Genomic DNA, 16825 nt, shown 5'->3' on the forward strand with positions numbered 1-16825 from the left:
GAACGACCGTAATCCTTGACGCCGACGTCAAGGCAAAGGACGGAGGGGAACGGAATAGGTGTCCGGTTCATCTTGTGTGGAGGGTGTGACGACTCTTGCGCCGACCGGCATTGGCTGGAACCGTACTCAAAACAAAGGATCTTCCAGCGCACCGATTACCGGACAGTCGCCCGGAAACCCGGCGAATGCCCCTATCTTCATAGGACTTTCCTACGAGGTATGGGCTTGTTTGTTTGGTCTGTAGGCGCCGTTGCCCGGCCACTCCTACGGTGTGCGGTGTGCACTCCAGCCCACCTTTCAATGCCCCCGCCGCGCGTCGTCTGCGCGCGGCCCTGGGCATGGCTCCCGGACATGTCGCCTACGGCCTGCGCGCCCAGTACGGACTCGTCGTCGCGCCCGAGACCGTGATGGCCTGGGAGCGTGGCGAGACATCACCCTCTTCGGTCGAGCTCACCGCGCTCGCGGGCGTCCTGTGGTGTTCGCCCGGGGAGCTGCTCGCCGAGCCGGTCACCCTGCGGGAGCACCGGATGGCCCGGGGGCTCGCCGCGGACGAACTGGCCCGGCGGCTCGGACTGGAGACGAACTCGTACCAGAAGATGGAGGACACCGGGCGCTGGAAGGGCAACGAACGGCAGTCCGCCGGCCTCGCCACGGTGCTGGGTCTGACGCTGGCCCAGTTCGTGACGGCGACCGGCAAGCAGGAGGAGCTGGCCGACCTGCTGCGCAGTGCGGTGACCACGCGCTGGCAGGCGTACGTGAAGCCGCTGGGCAAGCTGCTGCCGATCCCCAAGTCCAACCTGGAATGGGTACTGGAGCAGCTGCACGGCGACTACCAGTCGCGGATGGTGGCGACGCTCAGCTGGGGCGGCGGCCAGGGCGAGGCCGCCAGCGGGGACGCCGGCCGGGAGTTCCTCATCGAGATCGCGGACCGGTTCTGGCAGCTCGCGGGCGGTACGACGTAGGACCGTCCGGGCCGGCGGAGCACCCCCTACGGCAGTGGCGCGTGGACCACGGTGGCCGCGCTGCCGGCGGCCGCCAGGTCGTTCCTGAGCCGGTCGGCGGTCTTCCGGTCGCCCACCAGGACGGTCGGTGGTGCCGGGCACGAGGCGATCGCGGTCTTCAGGTGGCCCAGCGAGGCCTGGTACTCCGTCTCCTCGACCGCCGCGGGTCCGCCGACCTTGACGTAGAAGACCTCGTACAGCCCCACCATGTTGCCCGCCTGGTGCGTGAGGATCTGGGCGAGGAAGGTCGACCTCAGGTTGAGGTAGGCGTCGTTGCCGTACAGGGCGATCACCGGAGAGGTGACCCCCTGCAGGTCGCGGCCGGTGAGGGCGGCGGCCGGGGGGCCGATGTCGGTGCTCCTGGCCTCGCCCCGGGCCCACTTGAGCATGGAGCTCTCGTACCAGGCCGAGGGGTGGCCCCAGCCGGAGGGCACGCCCCACTGGACGCCGCCGAACAGCGCCAGCGCCGCGGCCGCCGCGAGGCCGGAGCGCAGCAGCAGGTCCGCCCGGCGGCGCAGCGCGGTGGCCGCCGTCCCGCCGGCGGGCGGCAGCATCAGCCCGGTCAGGCCGAGGGAGAGCAGGGCGATCACCAGCCCGGCGGCGGTCAGCTTCTCGAAGTAGTACGAGTAGTAGCCGATGGTGTGCTTCTGCCAGGCGCCGAAGACGCCGATCACCGCGGCCGCGCCGAGGACGAGGGCCAGCACCATCCGTCCGGTGCCGGTCCGGCGGTTCACCGGGAGGGTGGCCGCGACCAGGGCCAGCAGTCCGAGCCCGATGAACACCGGGCGGTCGGGGATGACCATCGGGCCGGCCAGGTTCGAGGTCTTGGCGACGTCCAGTTTCGTGAGGACGGAGAAGAGGCTGGGCAGTCCCGCCACGAGGGTGGCGCCGGCCAGTGCCGCGAGGACCGGGACCCAGCGGCCGGCGAACCGGCGCCGGTGGACGAGCAGCACCGCGGCCAGGGCGAGGCCGACGAGGGCGCCGTAGAGGTTGTAGACGTAGGTGACGGCGATCAGCCCGGCCGCCGCGACGAGGACGAACTCGGTCCGGCCCGTCGCGGGCCGCACCAGCAGGGCCAGGGCGACGGCCAGGAACAGCAGTCCGATGGTCTCCGAGTCGAAGCCCCGCTCGATCAGCTGCGCCATCGATCCGGACATCATCAGCGCGGCGACCGTGGCGCAGACCGCGGCCGCGCGCCAGCCGCGCAGGCGCGGGCCGCCGATCCATCGGGCGGCCCAGACCAGCGCCCCGCAGAACAGCGCGTAGGCGGCCAGGACGTAGAGGAAGTACCGGTTCGTCATGGCGAGGGCGGAGCCCGCCTGGGCCGAGGACGTCACCAGGGCGTCGGTCCAGGCCAGGAGGAAGTGGGAGCCCTGCGGGTAGACCGCCTCGGACGGCGTCATCATGTACGTCCGGGCGGCGTCCTGGTGGAGGAAGGCGTAGCCGCCGACCTGCCGGATGCCGGTGAAGTACGAGAAGTGCCCCATCCGGTCCTCGGACGTGACGAAGTGGGCCAGCCGGTCGGCGGCGGACCGGCCGGCCACCGGGTGGTGGACGTAGTGCCAGACCACGGCCACGGTGCCGGCGATCAGCGCGTCCGAGCCGCGCAGCCGCAGCGGGATGCGGGGCCTGCGGCGGGCCAGCCAGCCGGAGACGGAGGCGATGGTCAGCAGCAGGCCGGCACCGGGCACGGGGGCCAGGCCCCACGGCCAGACGGAGAAGAGCAGGCCGAAGCCCATCACGGCGCCGCAGAGCAGGAAGGCCGCGACCACGAGGCGGTCGAGCAGCCCGCCGCCCACCCGGATCAGGGCGGCGGTCGTCAGGACCAGGACGGGGAGGAGCAGCACGTCGAGGGCGACCGCGTGGAGCAGCAGCGGCACCGTCCAGGACGCGGCGAGGGCCGCGGCGAGGACGAAGGGGCTGCGTCGTGCGGCGGGGCCGGTGCCCCCGGGTCCCGGTCGGTTCTCGACCGGTTCGGAGGTCAGGACGGCAGAGCTGGTCGCCACGGGAGTGGGGGCACCTTTCCATCGAGTGCGTGCGAGCGGAGGACGGGCTCGGACGTACAGGCCCGATCCGTCCACACGACTCGGCCGACCTGTCCCCCGGCCGGAATCTTAACCAGCGCGGTCCTGGGCGCGGAGCGGCCCCGGAGCACGGGTCTCCGGGGCCGTCCGGCGGGAAATCGGGGCCCGAGGTCGGCCCGGCAGGGGCGCGGGTCCTGGCCGGGCGGGTCAGAAGACGGACTCCGCCTCGTACATGCGTTCCTCGGGGACCGTCTTCAGCTCCGTGGTCGCGGCGGCGAGCGGGGCCATCACGATGTCGGTGCCGCGCAGGGCGGTCATGTTGCCGAAGTCGCCGCGGTGGACGGCCTCGACGGCGTGCCAGCCGAAGCGGGTGGCCAGAACGCGGTCGTACGCGGTGGGCACACCGCCGCGCTGGACGTGGCCGAGGATGACCGGGCGGGCCTCCTTGCCGAGGCGGTGCTCCAGCTCGACCGCGAGGCGGTTGCCGATGCCGGCGAAGCGCTCGTGACCGTACTGGTCGATCGCGCCCTTCTCGTACGGCATGGAGCCCTCGGCCGGGTGCGCACCCTCGGCGACGCAGATGACGGCGAACTTCTTACCGCGGGCGAATCGCTCCTCCACCATCTTCACCAGGGCGTCCACCTCGAAGGGGCGCTCCGGCAGGCAGATGCCGTGGGCGCCGCCGGCCATGCCGGACTCCAGGGCGATCCAGCCCGCGTGGCGGCCCATCACCTCGACGACCATCACGCGCTGGTGCGATTCGGCGGTGGTCTTGAGGCGGTCGATGGCCTCGGTGGCGACCATGACGGCGGTGTCGAATCCGAAGGTGCGGTCGGTGGAGGAGATGTCGTTGTCGATGGTCTTCGGCACGCCGACGACCGGCATCCCGGCGTCCGACAGCATCCGGGCGGCGGTCAGGGTGCCTTCGCCGCCGATCGGGATGAGGGCGTCGATGCCGTAGCGCGTCGCCAGTTCCCGGGCGTTCTCGGCGGCCTCGTGCAGGCGGGCGCGCTCCATGCGCGCCGAACCGAGGATCGTGCCGCCGCGGGCGAGAATGCCGCTGACGGCATTGATGTCGAGGGGGCGGAAGTGGCCGTCGAGAAGGCCCTTGAAGCCGTCCTCGAAACCGATGACCTCGTCCCCGTGCCCGACCAGGGCGCGGTGTACGACCGACCGGATGACAGCGTTGAGGCCCGGACAGTCGCCGCCTGCGGTGAGAACTCCGATACGCATCGTGCTGTGTCTCCTGCCGTACATATGAAGGGCGTAATGGTGAAGCCCGTCCGATTGTTCCACGGCCCCGGGGTGCCGCGCGTCTTGTGCAGCTCCCCCCTACGGGCCTTTCGGCCCCCCTGGCCAGGCCCTTTCCCAGGGGGCGCCCTAACTATCGACAGAGGTATTGTCAAGAGGTCAAGCCAGACCAAACAGACATCCACAGCATGGGACGGAGTGCGGGCGTGACGCGCAGCGTGTACGTGACCGGTATCGAGCGGGGGGACGGCCGCCAGGTCGTCGAGCTGGGGATCATGGAGCTCCTGACCCGGCAGACGGGCCGGGTCGGCGTCTACCGACCGTTGCTCCACGACGGACCGGACCGCCTCTTCGAGCTCCTGAAGGCCCGCTACCGGATCGACCAGGACTCCGCGACCGCCTACGGGATGGAGTACCAGGAGGCCTCGGCGATCCTGGCCGAGAAGGGCACCGACGAACTCGTCTCCCGCCTGGTCGACCACTACCACCGGGTGGCCCGCGACTACGAGGTCATGCTCGTCCTCGGCACCGACTACGCGGACACCAACCTCCCGGACGAGCTGGCGCTCAACGCCCGCCTCGCCAACGAGCTGGGCGCGGTGGTCGTCCCCGTCGTCGGCGGCACCAGGCACCACGCCGAGGCGGTGCGCGCCGAGGCCCGCAACGCCTACCGCGCCTACGAGACCCTGGGCTGCCACGTCGTCGCGATGGTCGTCAACCGGGTGGCCGCGGAGGACCGCGACCTCATAGCCGAGCGGCTCGCCGCCCGGCTCCCCGTGCCCTGCTACGTGCTGCCGGACGACAAGTCGCTCTCCGCCCCGACCGTCGCCCAGATCACCCGGGCGCTCGGCGGCGAGGTGCTCCTCGGCGACGAGGCCGGGCTGGCCCGCGACGCCCTGGACTTCGTCTTCGGCGGCGCCATGCTGCCGAACTTCCTGAACGCCCTGACCCCCGGCTGCCTCGTGGTCACCCCCGGCGACCGCTCCGACCTGGTCATCGGCGCGCTGGCCGCGCACGCCTCGGGCACCCCGCCGATCGCCGGTGTGCTGCTCACCCTGAACGAGCGCCCGGGCAAGGACATCCTGACGCTCGCCTCGAAGCTGGCCCCGGGCACGCCCGTGGTGTCGGTGGCCGGCAACAGCTTCCCGACCGCCGCCGAACTCTTCTCGCTGCAGAGCCGGCTGAACTCCGCCACCCCGCGCAAGCTGGAGACCGCGCTCGGCGTCTTCGAGCGGCACGTGAACACCGGCGAGCTGCGCGACCTGCTCTCGGTGGCCCGCTCGGAGCGGGTCACCCCGATGATGTTCGAGCACGAGCTGCTGGAACGGGCCCGCTCCGACCGCCGCCGCGTCGTCCTGCCCGAGGGCACGGAGGAGCGCGTGCTGCGCGCCGCGGACGTGGTGCTGCGCCGGGGCGTCTGCGACCTCACCCTGCTCGGGGACGAGCAGGCGATCCTGAAGAAGGCCGGCGACCTCGGCATCGACATCTCGGGCGCGCAGCTGATCGACCCGGCGACCTCTCCCCTGCGGGAAGGTTTCTCCGAGTACTACGCCAAGGTCCGCGCCCACAAGGGCATGACCGTCGAGCTCGCCAACGACGTGGTCACCGACGTCAATTACTTCGGCACGCTGATGGTCCAGCGGGGCCTGGCCGACGGCATGGTCTCCGGCTCGGTGCACTCCACCGCGGCGACCATCCGCCCGGCCTTCGAGATCATCAAGACGAAGCCGGAGGCGTCGATCGTCTCCTCGGTCTTCTTCATGTGCCTGGCCGACCGGGTCCTCGTCTACGGCGACTGCGCCGTCAACCCGGACCCGAACGCCGAGCAGCTCGCCGACATCGCCGTCCAGTCGGCCACCACCGCCGCCGCCTTCGGCGTCGAGCCGCGGATCGCGATGCTCTCGTACTCGACCGGCACCTCCGGTTCCGGTGCGGACGTGGACAAGGTCCGCAAGGCCACCGAGCTCGTCCGCGAGCAGCGTCCCGACCTGCAGATCGAGGGCCCGATCCAGTACGACGCGGCCGTGGAGCCCTCGGTCGCCGCGACCAAGCTGCCCGGGTCGGAGGTGGCCGGCCGCGCGACGGTGCTGATCTTCCCCGACCTCAACACCGGCAACAACACGTACAAGGCCGTGCAGCGTTCGGCGGGCGCGGTGGCGGTCGGCCCGGTGCTCCAGGGTCTGCGCAAGCCGGTCAACGACCTCTCGCGCGGCGCGCTCGTGCAGGACATCGTCACCACCGTGGCCATCACCGCGATCCAGGCGCAGGGCGCGCCGGCCACCACCGGCTGATCCTCCCCGCCTCCCGGCCTTCCCCACCGAGCTCCCGAGACAAGGAAAGACCCTCATCGTGACCGCATCGCGCGTACTCGTCCTCAACTCCGGCTCCTCGTCGGTCAAGTACCAGCTCCTCGACATGGCGGACCGGTCGCGGCTCGCGGTGGGCCTGGTGGAGCGGATCGGGGAGGAGACCTCGCGGCTGGTGCACGAGCCGCTGACCGGCCCGGGCGCCGCCGGCGGCAAGCGCGAGCAGCTCGGCCCGATCGCGGACCACGAGGCCGCGCTGAAGGCCGTGGCCGCGGAGCTCGCCGCCGACGGGATGGGCCTGGACTCCCCCGAACTGGCGGCGGTGGGGCACCGGGTGGTGCACGGCGGGACGAGGTTCACCCAGCCGACCGTGATCGACGACGAGGTGCTGGCGGAGATCCGGAACCTGATCCCGCTGGCTCCACTGCACAACCCGGCGAACGTGACGGGCATCGAGGTGGCGCGCTCGCTGCGCGCGGACATCCCGCAGGTGGCCGTCTTCGACACAGCCTTCCACTCGACGATGCCGGAGTACGTGGCGCGGTACGCGATCGACGCCGCGACGGCCGACGCGTACTCCATCCGGCGGTACGGCTTCCACGGCACCTCCCACGCCTACGTCTCCCGGGCGACGGCCGCGCTGCTCGGCAGGCCGGTGGAGGACGTGAACGTGATCGTGCTGCACCTGGGCAACGGCGCCTCCGCCTCGGCGGTGCGGGGCGGGGTGTGCGTGGAGACGTCCATGGGCCTGACCCCGCTGGAGGGACTGGTCATGGGGACCCGTTCGGGCGATCTCGATCCGGCGGTCGTCTTCCACCTGGCGCGGGTGGGGGGCCTCTCGGTGGATGAGATCGATTCGCTCCTGAACAAGAAGAGCGGTCTGCTGGGCATGTGCGGCGACAACGACATGCGCGAGGTGCTCCGGCGGGCGGGCGAGGGCGACGAGGCGGCGAGCCTCGCCTTCGCCGCGTACGTCCACCGGCTGAAGAAGTACATCGGCGCCTACTCGGCGGTCCTGGGGCGGGTGGACGCGGTGGCGTTCACGGCCGGGGTCGGCGAGAACGCCCACCAGGTCCGCGAGGCCGCGCTGGACGGCCTGGCCGAGCTGGGACTGGCGCTGGATCTCGAAGCCAACGCGGCGCGTTCCCCGCAGCCGCGGCTGGTTTCGGCGGAGTATGCCCGGGTGGCCGTGGCGGTGGTCCCGACGGATGAGGAACTGGAGATCGCTACCCAGGCGTATGCGCTCGTTACCGTTACCCGGTAGCCACGTCTTGGACTTTCCACCAGACGGAATATTCCGCTACGAAACAAACCGATAGGATCCAGTCATGCGCCGTTCCAAAATCGTCTGCACGCTGGGCCCCGCCGTCGACTCGTATGAGCAGCTGAAAGCGCTCATCGAGGCAGGTATGAACGTGGCCCGATTCAACTTCAGCCACGGATCCCAGGCAGAGCACCAGGAGCGGTACGACCGCGTCCGGCAGGTCTCCGAGGACACCGGGCGCGCCGTCGGCGTCCTCGCCGACCTCCAGGGCCCGAAGATCCGTCTGGAGACCTTCGCCGAGGGTCCCGTCGAGCTGGTGCGCGGTGACGAGTTCACCATCACCACCGAGGACGTCCCCGGCGACAAGTCCATCTGCGGCACCACCTACAAGGGTCTCCCGGGCGACGTCGCCAAGGGTGACCAGATCCTGATCAACGACGGCAACGTCGAGCTCCGGGTGACCGAGGTCGAGGGCCCCCGGGTCAAGACCATCGTCATCGAGGGCGGTGTCATCTCGGACCACAAGGGCATCAACCTGCCGGGTGCCGCCGTGAACGTCCCCGCCCTGTCGGAGAAGGACGTCGACGACCTCCGCTTCGCCCTGCGGATGGGCTGCGACATGGTCGCCCTGTCCTTCGTCCGCGACGCCAGCGACGTCAAGGACGTCCACAAGGTCATGGACGAGGAGGGCCGCCGGGTCCCCGTCATCGCCAAGGTGGAGAAGCCGCAGGCCGTCGAGAACATGGCGGCCGTGGTCGACGCCTTCGACGCGGTCATGGTGGCCCGTGGCGACCTGGCCGTCGAGTACCCGCTCGAGAAGGTCCCGATGGTCCAGAAGCGGCTCATCGAGATGTGCCGCCGCAACGCCAAGCCGGTGATCGTCGCGACCCAGATGATGGAGTCGATGATCACCAACTCCCGCCCGACCCGCGCGGAGGCCTCCGACGTCGCCAACGCGATCCTCGACGGCGCGGACGCGGTCATGCTGTCCGCCGAGTCCTCGGTCGGCGCCTATCCGATCGAGACCGTCAAGACGATGTCGAAGATCGTCACGGCGGCCGAGGAGGAGCTCCTCTCCAAGGGCCTGCAGCCGCTGGTCCCGGGCAAGAAGCCCCGTACCCAGGGCGGCTCCGTCGCCCGCGCGGCCTGCGAGATCGCGGAGTTCCTCGACGGCAAGGCGCTCATCGCCTTCACCCAGTCCGGGGACACCGCCCGCCGCCTGTCGCGCTACCGCTCCACGCAGCCGATCCTGGCCTTCACCACGGACGTCAACACCCGCAACCAGCTCGCGCTGAGCTGGGGCGTCGAGTCGTACGTCGTCCCGCACGTGGACAACACCGACGCGATGGTCGACCTGGTGGACGGCGAGCTGCTCAAGCTCGGCCGCTACAACGAGGGCGACACCGTGGTCATCACCGCCGGCTCGCCCCCCGGCGTGCCGGGCACGACCAACATGGTCCGGGTCCACCACCTGGGCGGCGGCGGCCGCGACTGAGGTCGCCGCACCGCCTGAAGCCTGAACTCTGCCGCACAGAGACCGAGGGCGGCACCGCGGATCCGATCGGGATCCGGGGTGCCGCCCTCGGTGTGTTCCAGGTGACCGCTGCCGTACGGGACTACTCCGGCGGCCCGATGTAGTTCTTCAGGCCGGGGACGGTCAGGGTGCCGCCGAACTGGCCGGCCTGGACGACCTTGACGTCCGTGAAGAACGCGAAGGGGACGTTCAGGGGCGGCGGGCTGTTCGGGGTGAACTCAATCGGGATCAGTCCGAACAGGTTCCCCTTGAGGCTCTCGGTGTACATCGTCACCGTGCCGCCGCGGATCTTGGACGTGGAGCCCTGACGCGACTTCAGGTGGGCGACCTTCCCGTTCTTGCCGACCGTCTGGTACAGGTCCTTGATGTCCAGCGAGTCCGCGGTGAACTTCAGGACCTTCTTGATCTTGCCGCTGCCGGTCTTCACCTCGACGATGCCGTGGTAGTCCAGGCCGTAGAGGGTCAGCAGCGAGCTGTCGAGGTACCAGGGCTCGTCGGGCAGGAGCGGGATGCCCTGCTCCAGCTCGGCTTCGGCCAGCGCCTTGGCGTCGTAGGTCGGGCAGGGGAAGGGTTCCTTCCCGTCCGGGTCCTTCGACTCCTCGGGCTTGGCCTCGTCCTCGTCCTCGCCCTTGTCCTTGTTCTCGCGCTCGCCCGCCTTGCCCGTCTCGTCCTTCGGGGTCTTCGCGGTGTCCTTGACCTCTTCGGACAGCTCCGAGACGTCGACGCCCGCCTGCTTCGCCGCGTCGCGGATCGCGTCCGCGGCCGGGTCCGGGGTCGGCTTGGCGGTCGTGGACGGCGTGGGAGTGGGCGTCGGGGTCGTCTTCGGCAGGCCGTCCTTGAGGGGCCGGCCGAGCTCGTCGACGAGGCCCTTGAGCGCGTCGCCGACACCCAGCGGGTCCAGCGGGTTCGTGCTCTTGGTCGGCGTCGGGGTGGCGGCCGGGGCCGTCTCCTGCTTCGCCGGGGGCGTGGTCGCCGACGGCGAGGCGCTCGTCTTCGGCTTGGGCTTCGCCGCCGCCGACGCGGACGGCGAGGGCGTCGCACCGGGCGAGGTGCTCGGCGAAGGCGTGGTCGACAGCGTCGGGGACGGCGACTTCGACTCGGTCTCCGCGGGTTCGTCGGACCGCGTGACGCACGGCCCGGGCGCGAAGGGGATCTCCTTGTCGTCGGCCACGGCCAGCTTCGGCGCCATGCCCATACCGACGAACACGGCCGTCGGCATCGCCGCGAGCGCCATCGTCTTGCCGACGGGTATCTGGATCTTGTTCAGCAGCGACTTCCTGGGCGCCGCGTGGCGCGGCCCCTTGCTCTCACGGGACCCTGCGCCTGGGGCCACGCCCCGCTGCGTCTCGTCACCCCGCACTGTTCCTCCCGCCATCGGCGTGGGCAGTCGTCTCGCTCGCGTGTGCAGGCATTTCCGTTTCGCGCTGTCCCGGGAAGCCCTGGGGTCCCGCCATCGCCTCCGCCTTACCCATGTCCAGCGCGCCCTGGCGCTGGTCGACCGGCTCCTCGTCCGCTGGCTGACCGGGGACCCAGGCCAGCGCGAGCGCGCCGCCGATCAGGGCGGGTACGAAGCCCAGCCCGAAGCCGCCGAGGTTGGACACCGGCAGCGAGACCAGGGCCAGCAGGATCGAGGCGACGCCGGCGAAGACCCGGATGGCCTGCTGGAACCAGAGAGCCAGGCCCAGCGTGATCAGCAGGACACCGATGATCAGCGCCCCGGCGCCGCCGGTGGTGGCCATCGCGAGGCTGAGGTTGCCGAGCCGGAGGTCCGCGTACGGGAAGTACGCGATGGGGAAGCCGCTGACGAACGTGAACAGCCCGGCCCAGAAGGGACGGCGCCCGCGCCAGGCGTGGAAGTGATACCACGCCACGGTGAGCCAGGCGTCGTCTTCAGCGCGAACGTAAACCGGGGCCTGGGGGTTCATGGACAACAGCTCCCTGGAAACGGTGGTACGGAGAACTCTGTGGAGCCCGGACGGGCGGGCGGCGACGTGCGCCGCCGACCGCCCCTCCGGTCACTCGCCTGGACGGATCAGCTCGCGTCCTGGTAGCACGGCTGGTCGCCGCCGAGCAGGCGCAGCTTCAGGTCGGGAAGCTTGAAGGTTCCCGCCGTCGTCGCCCATGCCTTCTGGCGCACGTTCGTCAGGATCGCCTTGTCGGCGCGCTGCGAGAACGCGTACGGGCTGGCGACCGTGCCGGCCTGCGGCTTGGTCTTGTGGCTCGGGTCGCCGACCGCGACACCGATGTCCAGGTTCTTGAACTCGGCGTCGGTGTCGAGCTCGGCAACATCCAGGTAGATGTTGTCGGCGACGGCCGGCTTGCCCTTGTGGCCGGTGCGCAGCTGCAGCGTGATGTTGCCCAGCGGCGTCGGGGTCACCAGTGACTGGCACATGTTGGTGATCTCGGCGTGGCTGAACCCGGAGATGGTGACCGGGTGGTGCTGCGCGTTGCCCTTGAGGTCATGCCCCTCGGCGATACCGCCGTACTGAATGAGGTTGTCACCGTCAAGCTTGTCGGCCGAGACCTTGAAGTCCTGGCCGGAGACGCTGAACGACGCCGCGAGGGCGCCCTGCGCCAGACCCACACCGACCGCGGCCGTGGCCGCGATGCTCGGCACCATGACGAGCGCGAAGCGCTTCCATCTGGTCCCGCCACGAACCTGAGAACTCATTTCGTTCCTCCTTCTCGGACGTACATCTCCGGTCCGGGCCGTGCCCGTCCTGGGATGGGAGAAGTGCTACGTCCTCGGGAAGGAGCGCAGGCGGCCGGGCCGCGGCTGTGCCACGTCCGAAACACCGGCGATCACCCCCGAGCGACAACCACTGGGCCACGCGTTCGCGCAACCTGGAGGACAGGCCCCGCCGGTGTGGCAGAGACCCCCCTGTCCCACGGCCGGTGCCACTGCCACAGGCCGGCTCGGTGGGGACCCTTCACCGCGGCTCCGAGTGAGCGGCTCTGCGGGAAGGACCGAGCGTCGCCGATCGTGGTCCATTCCCGGCCGGGGCACAAGGGGGTTCGTTACTGGCGGGTAACGGCCAGATAACCTGAGTGCGACCTGCCGCGGTCGGGTAGCAACACAGGGTGTTACCCAGGGCCACGACAGACCGGGTGAATGGTGAACACACCGGACAGTTCACGGGGTTCGATTTACTGCGAGTAACAGCGGCCGCGATTACCAAGTTTTGGCAAAGCGCGGCCGCTGTTTATCTACGTGTCAACAAATCGCCGGCCGCGCGGAGCGGGCCGGAGCAGGCCTAGAAGAGCACCCGCGCGAGCGCCGTACGCGCCGCGGACACCCGCGGGTCGTCGGCGCCGATGACCTCGAACAGCTCCAGCAGCCGCAGCCGCACGGCGTCCCGGTCCTCACCGAACGTGACGCGCACGGTGTCCACCAGGCGGCCGAAGGCGTCCTCCACGTGACCGCCGACCAGGTCGAGGTCGGCCGCGGCGATCTGCGCCGCCGGGTCCTTCGGGTTCTCGGCCGCGGCGGAACGCACCGCCTGCGGGTTCATGTGCTGGACGCGGGCGAGCAGCTCGGCCTGGGCCAGGCCCAGCTTGGCCTCGGTGTTGGCCGGGTCGTCCGCGAGTACGTTCTTGTACGCCTGCACCGCGCCGCCCAGGTCACCGGCGTCCAGCGCGACGACGGCCGCCTCCAGCAGCGCGTCGTACGGGCCGGCCGGGATCTCGGCCTCGGCCGCGGCGGCCGGAGCGGCACCTTCCGCGTTCGGGTCCACCTCGATGCCGATGATCCCGAAGCGCTCCTCGGCGACCTGGACCAGCTGGGCCAGGGTCTCGCGGATCTGCTGCTCGGGGGCCACGCCCTGGAAGAGCGGCAGCACCTGGCCGGCGACCACGGCGAAGACGGCCGGGATGCCCTGGATCTGGAACTGCTGCATCAGCATCTGGTTGGCGTCGACGTCCACCTTGGCCAGTACGAGCCGGCCGTTCGCCTCGACGGTCAGACGCTCCAGCAGCGGGCTGAGCTGCTTGCAGGGCTGGCACCACTCGGCCCAGAAGTCCAGGACGACCGGAACCTCGGCGGAGAGCTGGAGCACATCGCGTTCAAAGCCGGCCTCGTCTACATCGATGACGAGCGCGGACGGCGGCACCGCACCGGCGGACGGGCCCGCCCCGCCACCCTGGCCGGCCTGGCGTGCAGTTTCGGCGCGGGCCTGCTCGGCCTTGGCCTTGGCCTCGCCGGCCGCCTTCACCGCGGCGAGGTCGACGACGCCGCTCATGGACATGTTTCTGGGCTGCATGCGTACATCCTCCCCCGTGTGCGCGCGCCGACGAAAAAGATCGCGTGAATTGGCCGCACCGGCCGTCTGTCGCGATCGTGATGCTGGTCGTGTTGCTGGTCGTGTTGCTGGTCGTGGTGCGGTGCGGCGCCGGGTCCCCACCTGGCGCCTGTAGCCCTTCGCGTGGTTGTCGCTCTTACGCTACGAGCCGTAGCGTAACTCTCCGCGAGGCCGTCCGGGTCCTTTCGTGTCCCGTGATCTGAACCACAGCGGCCGCCTCGGCTACCGACGGGTATGGTCTCGGCCATGCGCAACCCCAGCCCCGGCCGCACCGGTCGCCCCCGCAGCGCCGCCGCGGACGCCGCCATCCTCGCCGCGACCCGGGACGCGCTGGTCGAGCTGGGCTGGTCGAAGCTGACGATGGGCGACGTCTCGGCCCGCGCGGGGGTCGCCAAGACCACCCTCTACCGGCGCTGGGCGGGCAAGAACGAGCTGGTCGTCGACGCGGTGGCGGAGCTCTTCGACGCGCTCGAACTCCCCGACCGGGGGTCCCTCGAGGCCGACATCGAGAACGTGGTCCTGCAGTTCGCGGCCCTGCTGCGGCGCCCGGAGGCCCGTACGGCCCTGATGGCGGTCGTCGCCGAGTCCACCCGGGACGAGGCCCTGCGCGACCGGATCCGGTCCGCGATCGTGGACCGGCAGAAACGTCTCGTCGTACTGGGTCGCGAACGGGCCCAGGCCCGCGGCGAACTCCCGTACGAGGAGGACGAGTCCCTCGCGGGCCGCACCACGGACCTGATCTTCGACGTGATCGCGGGCACGGTGGTGCACCGCGCCCTGGTGAGCTCCGAGCCCGTGGACGAGCTCTGGGTGGCCACCTTCACGGCCCTCCTGATGCACGGCCTGCGCGGCCCCGCCGCGGCCTGACCGGCACAGCGCCTGAGCAGCACAGCGGCCTGAGCAGCACAGCGGCCGGCCGCGGCGCCCGCACTGGGCGCCTCGGCCGGCCGTTTCACACCGTACGGGGGCTAGAAGCCCGGCGGCTCGGTGTAGGTGCCCCATTCGTCGCGCAGGACGTTGCAGATCTCGCCCAGCGTGGCCTCGGCCCGCACCGCGTCCAGCATGGCCGGGATCATGTTCGACCCGTCGCGGGCGGCGTCGAGCATGGCCTTCAGGGAGGCGGTGACCTTGGCGTCGTCGCGCCGGGCCTTGCGTGCCGTCAGTTCCCGTACCTGGACGGTCTCGACCTCGTGGCTGACCCGGAGGATCTCCAGGTCCCCGGTGACCGACCCGTGGTGGACGTTGACGCCGACGACCCGCTTGTCGCCCTTCTCCAGGGACCGCTGGTACTGGAAGGCCGACTCGGCGATCTCCCCGGTGAACCAGCCGTCCTCGATGCCGCGCAGGATGCCCGAGGTGATCGGCCCGATGGGGTGCCGGCCGTCGGGGTGGGCGCGCAGGCCGCGCTCCTTGATCTGCTCGAAGATCTTCTCGGCGTCGGCCTCAATGCGGTCGGTGAGCTGCTCCACGAACCAGGAACCGCCCAGCGGGTCCGCCACGTTGGCGACGCCGGTCTCCTCCATCAGCACCTGCTGAGTGCGCAGGGCGATCTCGGCCGCCTGCTCGCTCGGCAGGGCGAGGGTCTCGTCGAGGGCGTTGGTGTGCAGGGAGTTGGTGCCGCCGAGGACGGCCGCGAGGGCCTCCACGGCGGTGCGCACGACGTTGTTGTACGGCTGCTGCGCGGTCAGGGAGACGCCGGCGGTCTGCGTGTGGAAGCGCAGCCACATCGACTTCTCGCTCTTCGCCCCGTAGACCTCCTTCATCCAGCGCGCCCAGATGCGGCGGGCGGCGCGGAACTTGGCGATCTCCTCGAAGAAGTCGAGGTGGGCGTCGAAGAAGAACGAGAGCCCGGGCGCGAAGGCGTCCACGTCCATGCCGCGCGAGAGTCCGAGCTCCACGTACCCGAAACCGTCGGCCAGGGTGTAGGCGAGCTCCTGCGCGGCCGTGGCCCCGGCCTCGCGGATGTGGTAGCCGGAGACGGACAGCGGCTTGTAGGCCGGGATGCCCTTCGTGCAGTACTCCATGAGGTCGCCGATGAGGCGCAGGTGCGGCTCGGGCTCGAAGAGCCACTCCTTCTGGGCGATGTACTCCTTGAAGATGTCGGTCTGGAGCGTGCCGTTGAGCACGGCGGGGTCCACGCCCTGCCGCTCCGCTGCGACCAGGTACATGCAGAAGGCGGGCACGGCGGGGCCCGAGATCGTCATCGAGGTGGTGACGTCGCCCAGCGGGATGTCCTTGAACAGGACCTCCATGTCGGCGGCGGAGTCGATGGCGACCCCGCAGTGCCCGACCTCGCCGAGGGAGCGGGGGTCGTCGGAGTCGCGTCCCATGAGGGTCGGCATGTCGAAGGCGACGGAGAGCCCGCCGCCGCCGGCGGCCAGGATCATCTTGTAGCGCTCGTTGGTCTGCTCGGCGTTGCCGAAGCCGGCGAACTGCCGGATGGTCCAGGTCCGCCCGCGGTAGCCGGTGGCGTGGAGCCCCCGGGTGTACGGGTACTCCCCCGGCCACCCGATGCGCTCGAACCCCTCGTAGGCGTCGCCTGGGCGGGGCCCGTACACGGGGTCGACGTCATCTCCGGAGAGCGTCGTGAAATCAGCCTCGCGCTTGCGGGCCTTGTCGTACCGGGCCTGCCAGCGACGGCGGCCCTCCTCGATGGCGTCAGCGTCCATACCCATGAATTTACTAGGACGTCCTAGTAAATGTCGATGGGCAACCCCCGGGGAGTCGCCCCGGGGGTGGGTGACGTTCGCCTCGTATCAGGCCTTGGCGGTCGCGAGCGAGTCGCTGACCAGCGGTTCCACCTCGGCGCGGACCTTGCGCTCGACGAAGAAGGCGGCCAGCGGAATGGTGCCCGACACGAGCACCCAGAGCAGCTTGCCGAAGGACCACTTGGCCTTGGAGCCCAGGTCGAAGGCGAAGACCAGGTAGACCATGAAGAGGACGCCGTGAGCCTGCGAGACCGCGAAGGTCAGGCCGGCGCCGGTGCCGAAGCCGTACTTCGCCACCATGCAGGCACAAAGGATCAGGAGCATGACCGCGGTCACGTAGGCCATGACGCGGTAGCGGGTCAGCACGCTTCGTTTCATGCGGACGAGCCTAACCGTCCGTTTTGCTCGATCTTGACGCGGCCCCGGGGATCGCGGGACG

At 70.5% G+C, this 16825-nt stretch carries 13 protein-coding genes; 5 read left to right on the top strand and 8 right to left on the bottom strand.

The window, feature by feature from the left end; genetic code table 11:
- Positions 1-269 precede the first annotated feature (269 nt).
- Entirely contained in the window at positions 270-962 is a 693-nt protein-coding gene (locus tag RIU97_RS12970; RefSeq protein WP_404956348.1) for an XRE family transcriptional regulator, read from the top strand.
- Positions 963-988: 26 nt separating this feature from the next.
- On the opposite strand, the gene RIU97_RS12975 is transcribed toward RIU97_RS12970, so the two are convergent.
- Positions 989-3007 carry a hypothetical protein gene (locus RIU97_RS12975; protein ID WP_404956350.1) on the bottom strand — a complete coding sequence of 673 codons (2019 nt, stop codon included), beginning with the start codon at positions 3005-3007 and terminating at the stop codon, positions 989-991.
- Between the two features lie 225 nt (positions 3008-3232).
- Positions 3233-4258 (bottom strand): ATP-dependent 6-phosphofructokinase, encoded by a 1026-nt coding sequence (locus tag RIU97_RS12980; protein ID WP_404956352.1) that lies wholly within the window; start codon positions 4256-4258, stop codon positions 3233-3235.
- A 224-nt stretch (positions 4259-4482) separates the two neighbouring features.
- On the opposite strand from RIU97_RS12980, the gene pta reads away from it, so the two are divergent.
- The 3 genes from pta (at position 4483) to pyk (ending at position 9341) form a co-directional block, all read left to right on the top strand.
- Positions 4483-6567: a phosphate acetyltransferase gene (gene pta, locus RIU97_RS12985; protein WP_404956354.1), complete on the top strand. Its 2085-nt coding sequence runs from the start codon at positions 4483-4485 to the stop codon at positions 6565-6567.
- A 58-nt stretch (positions 6568-6625) separates the two neighbouring features.
- Positions 6626-7846 carry an acetate kinase gene (locus RIU97_RS12990; protein WP_404956356.1) on the top strand — a complete coding sequence of 407 codons (1221 nt, stop codon included), beginning with the start codon at positions 6626-6628 and terminating at the stop codon, positions 7844-7846.
- Positions 7847-7910: 64 nt separating this feature from the next.
- Positions 7911-9341 carry a pyruvate kinase gene (gene pyk, locus RIU97_RS12995; RefSeq protein WP_404956358.1) on the top strand — a complete coding sequence of 477 codons (1431 nt, stop codon included), beginning with the start codon at positions 7911-7913 and terminating at the stop codon, positions 9339-9341.
- A 121-nt stretch (positions 9342-9462) separates the two neighbouring features.
- On the opposite strand, the gene RIU97_RS13000 is transcribed toward pyk, so the two are convergent.
- The 4 genes from RIU97_RS13000 to RIU97_RS13015 form a co-directional block, all read right to left on the bottom strand.
- Entirely contained in the window at positions 9463-10740 is a 1278-nt protein-coding gene (locus tag RIU97_RS13000) for a hypothetical protein (RefSeq protein WP_404956360.1), read from the bottom strand.
- Positions 10730-11305, bottom strand: coding sequence for a DUF6114 domain-containing protein (locus tag RIU97_RS13005; RefSeq protein ID WP_404956362.1), 576 nt, complete (start codon positions 11303-11305; stop codon positions 10730-10732). Before RIU97_RS13005 ends, RIU97_RS13000 begins: the two co-directional genes overlap by 11 nt.
- Positions 11306-11412: 107 nt before the next feature.
- Positions 11413-12051, bottom strand: a complete 639-nt coding sequence (locus tag RIU97_RS13010) for a DUF6230 family protein (protein WP_404956364.1) — start codon at positions 12049-12051, stop codon at positions 11413-11415.
- Positions 12052-12634: 583 nt separating this feature from the next.
- Positions 12635-13639: a tetratricopeptide repeat protein gene (locus RIU97_RS13015; RefSeq protein WP_404956366.1), complete on the bottom strand. Its 1005-nt coding sequence runs from the start codon at positions 13637-13639 to the stop codon at positions 12635-12637.
- A gap of 285 nt (positions 13640-13924) precedes the next feature.
- Here RIU97_RS13015 and RIU97_RS13020 point away from each other — a divergent pair, with 285 nt between their 5' ends.
- Positions 13925-14545: a TetR/AcrR family transcriptional regulator gene (locus tag RIU97_RS13020; RefSeq protein ID WP_361754978.1), complete on the top strand. Its 621-nt coding sequence runs from the start codon at positions 13925-13927 to the stop codon at positions 14543-14545.
- Positions 14546-14646: 101 nt separating this feature from the next.
- Here the strand turns inward: RIU97_RS13020 and RIU97_RS13025 are convergent, their stop codons facing one another.
- Together RIU97_RS13025 and RIU97_RS13030 are read right to left on the bottom strand one after the other, a co-directional pair.
- Positions 14647-16347, bottom strand: a complete 1701-nt coding sequence (locus RIU97_RS13025) for a methylmalonyl-CoA mutase (RefSeq protein ID WP_404956369.1) — start codon at positions 16345-16347, stop codon at positions 14647-14649.
- An 87-nt stretch (positions 16348-16434) separates the two neighbouring features.
- Positions 16435-16764 carry a DUF3817 domain-containing protein gene (locus RIU97_RS13030; protein WP_404956371.1) on the bottom strand — a complete coding sequence of 110 codons (330 nt, stop codon included), beginning with the start codon at positions 16762-16764 and terminating at the stop codon, positions 16435-16437.
- Between the last annotated feature and the right edge of the window lie 61 nt (positions 16765-16825).

The sequence above is a fragment of the Streptomyces sp. 147326 genome (assembly GCF_045000215.1).
Taxonomy (GTDB): domain Bacteria; phylum Actinomycetota; class Actinomycetes; order Streptomycetales; family Streptomycetaceae; genus Streptomyces.

Coding starts and splice junctions, on each gene's coding strand:
- pyk (WP_404956358.1), top strand. CDS start 7,911: ATGCGCCGTTCCAAAATCGTCTGCACGCTGGGCCCCGCCGTCGACTCG.
- RIU97_RS13020 (WP_361754978.1), top strand. CDS start 13,925: ATGCGCAACCCCAGCCCCGGCCGCACCGGTCGCCCCCGCAGCGCCGCC.
- RIU97_RS13025 (WP_404956369.1), bottom strand. CDS start 16,347: ATGGACGCTGACGCCATCGAGGAGGGCCGCCGTCGCTGGCAGGCCCGG.
- RIU97_RS12980 (WP_404956352.1), bottom strand. CDS start 4,258: ATGCGTATCGGAGTTCTCACCGCAGGCGGCGACTGTCCGGGCCTCAAC.
- RIU97_RS13005 (WP_404956362.1), bottom strand. CDS start 11,305: ATGAACCCCCAGGCCCCGGTTTACGTTCGCGCTGAAGACGACGCCTGG.
- RIU97_RS13015 (WP_404956366.1), bottom strand. CDS start 13,639: ATGCAGCCCAGAAACATGTCCATGAGCGGCGTCGTCGACCTCGCCGCG.
- RIU97_RS13030 (WP_404956371.1), bottom strand. CDS start 16,764: ATGAAACGAAGCGTGCTGACCCGCTACCGCGTCATGGCCTACGTGACC.
- RIU97_RS13010 (WP_404956364.1), bottom strand. CDS start 12,051: ATGAGTTCTCAGGTTCGTGGCGGGACCAGATGGAAGCGCTTCGCGCTC.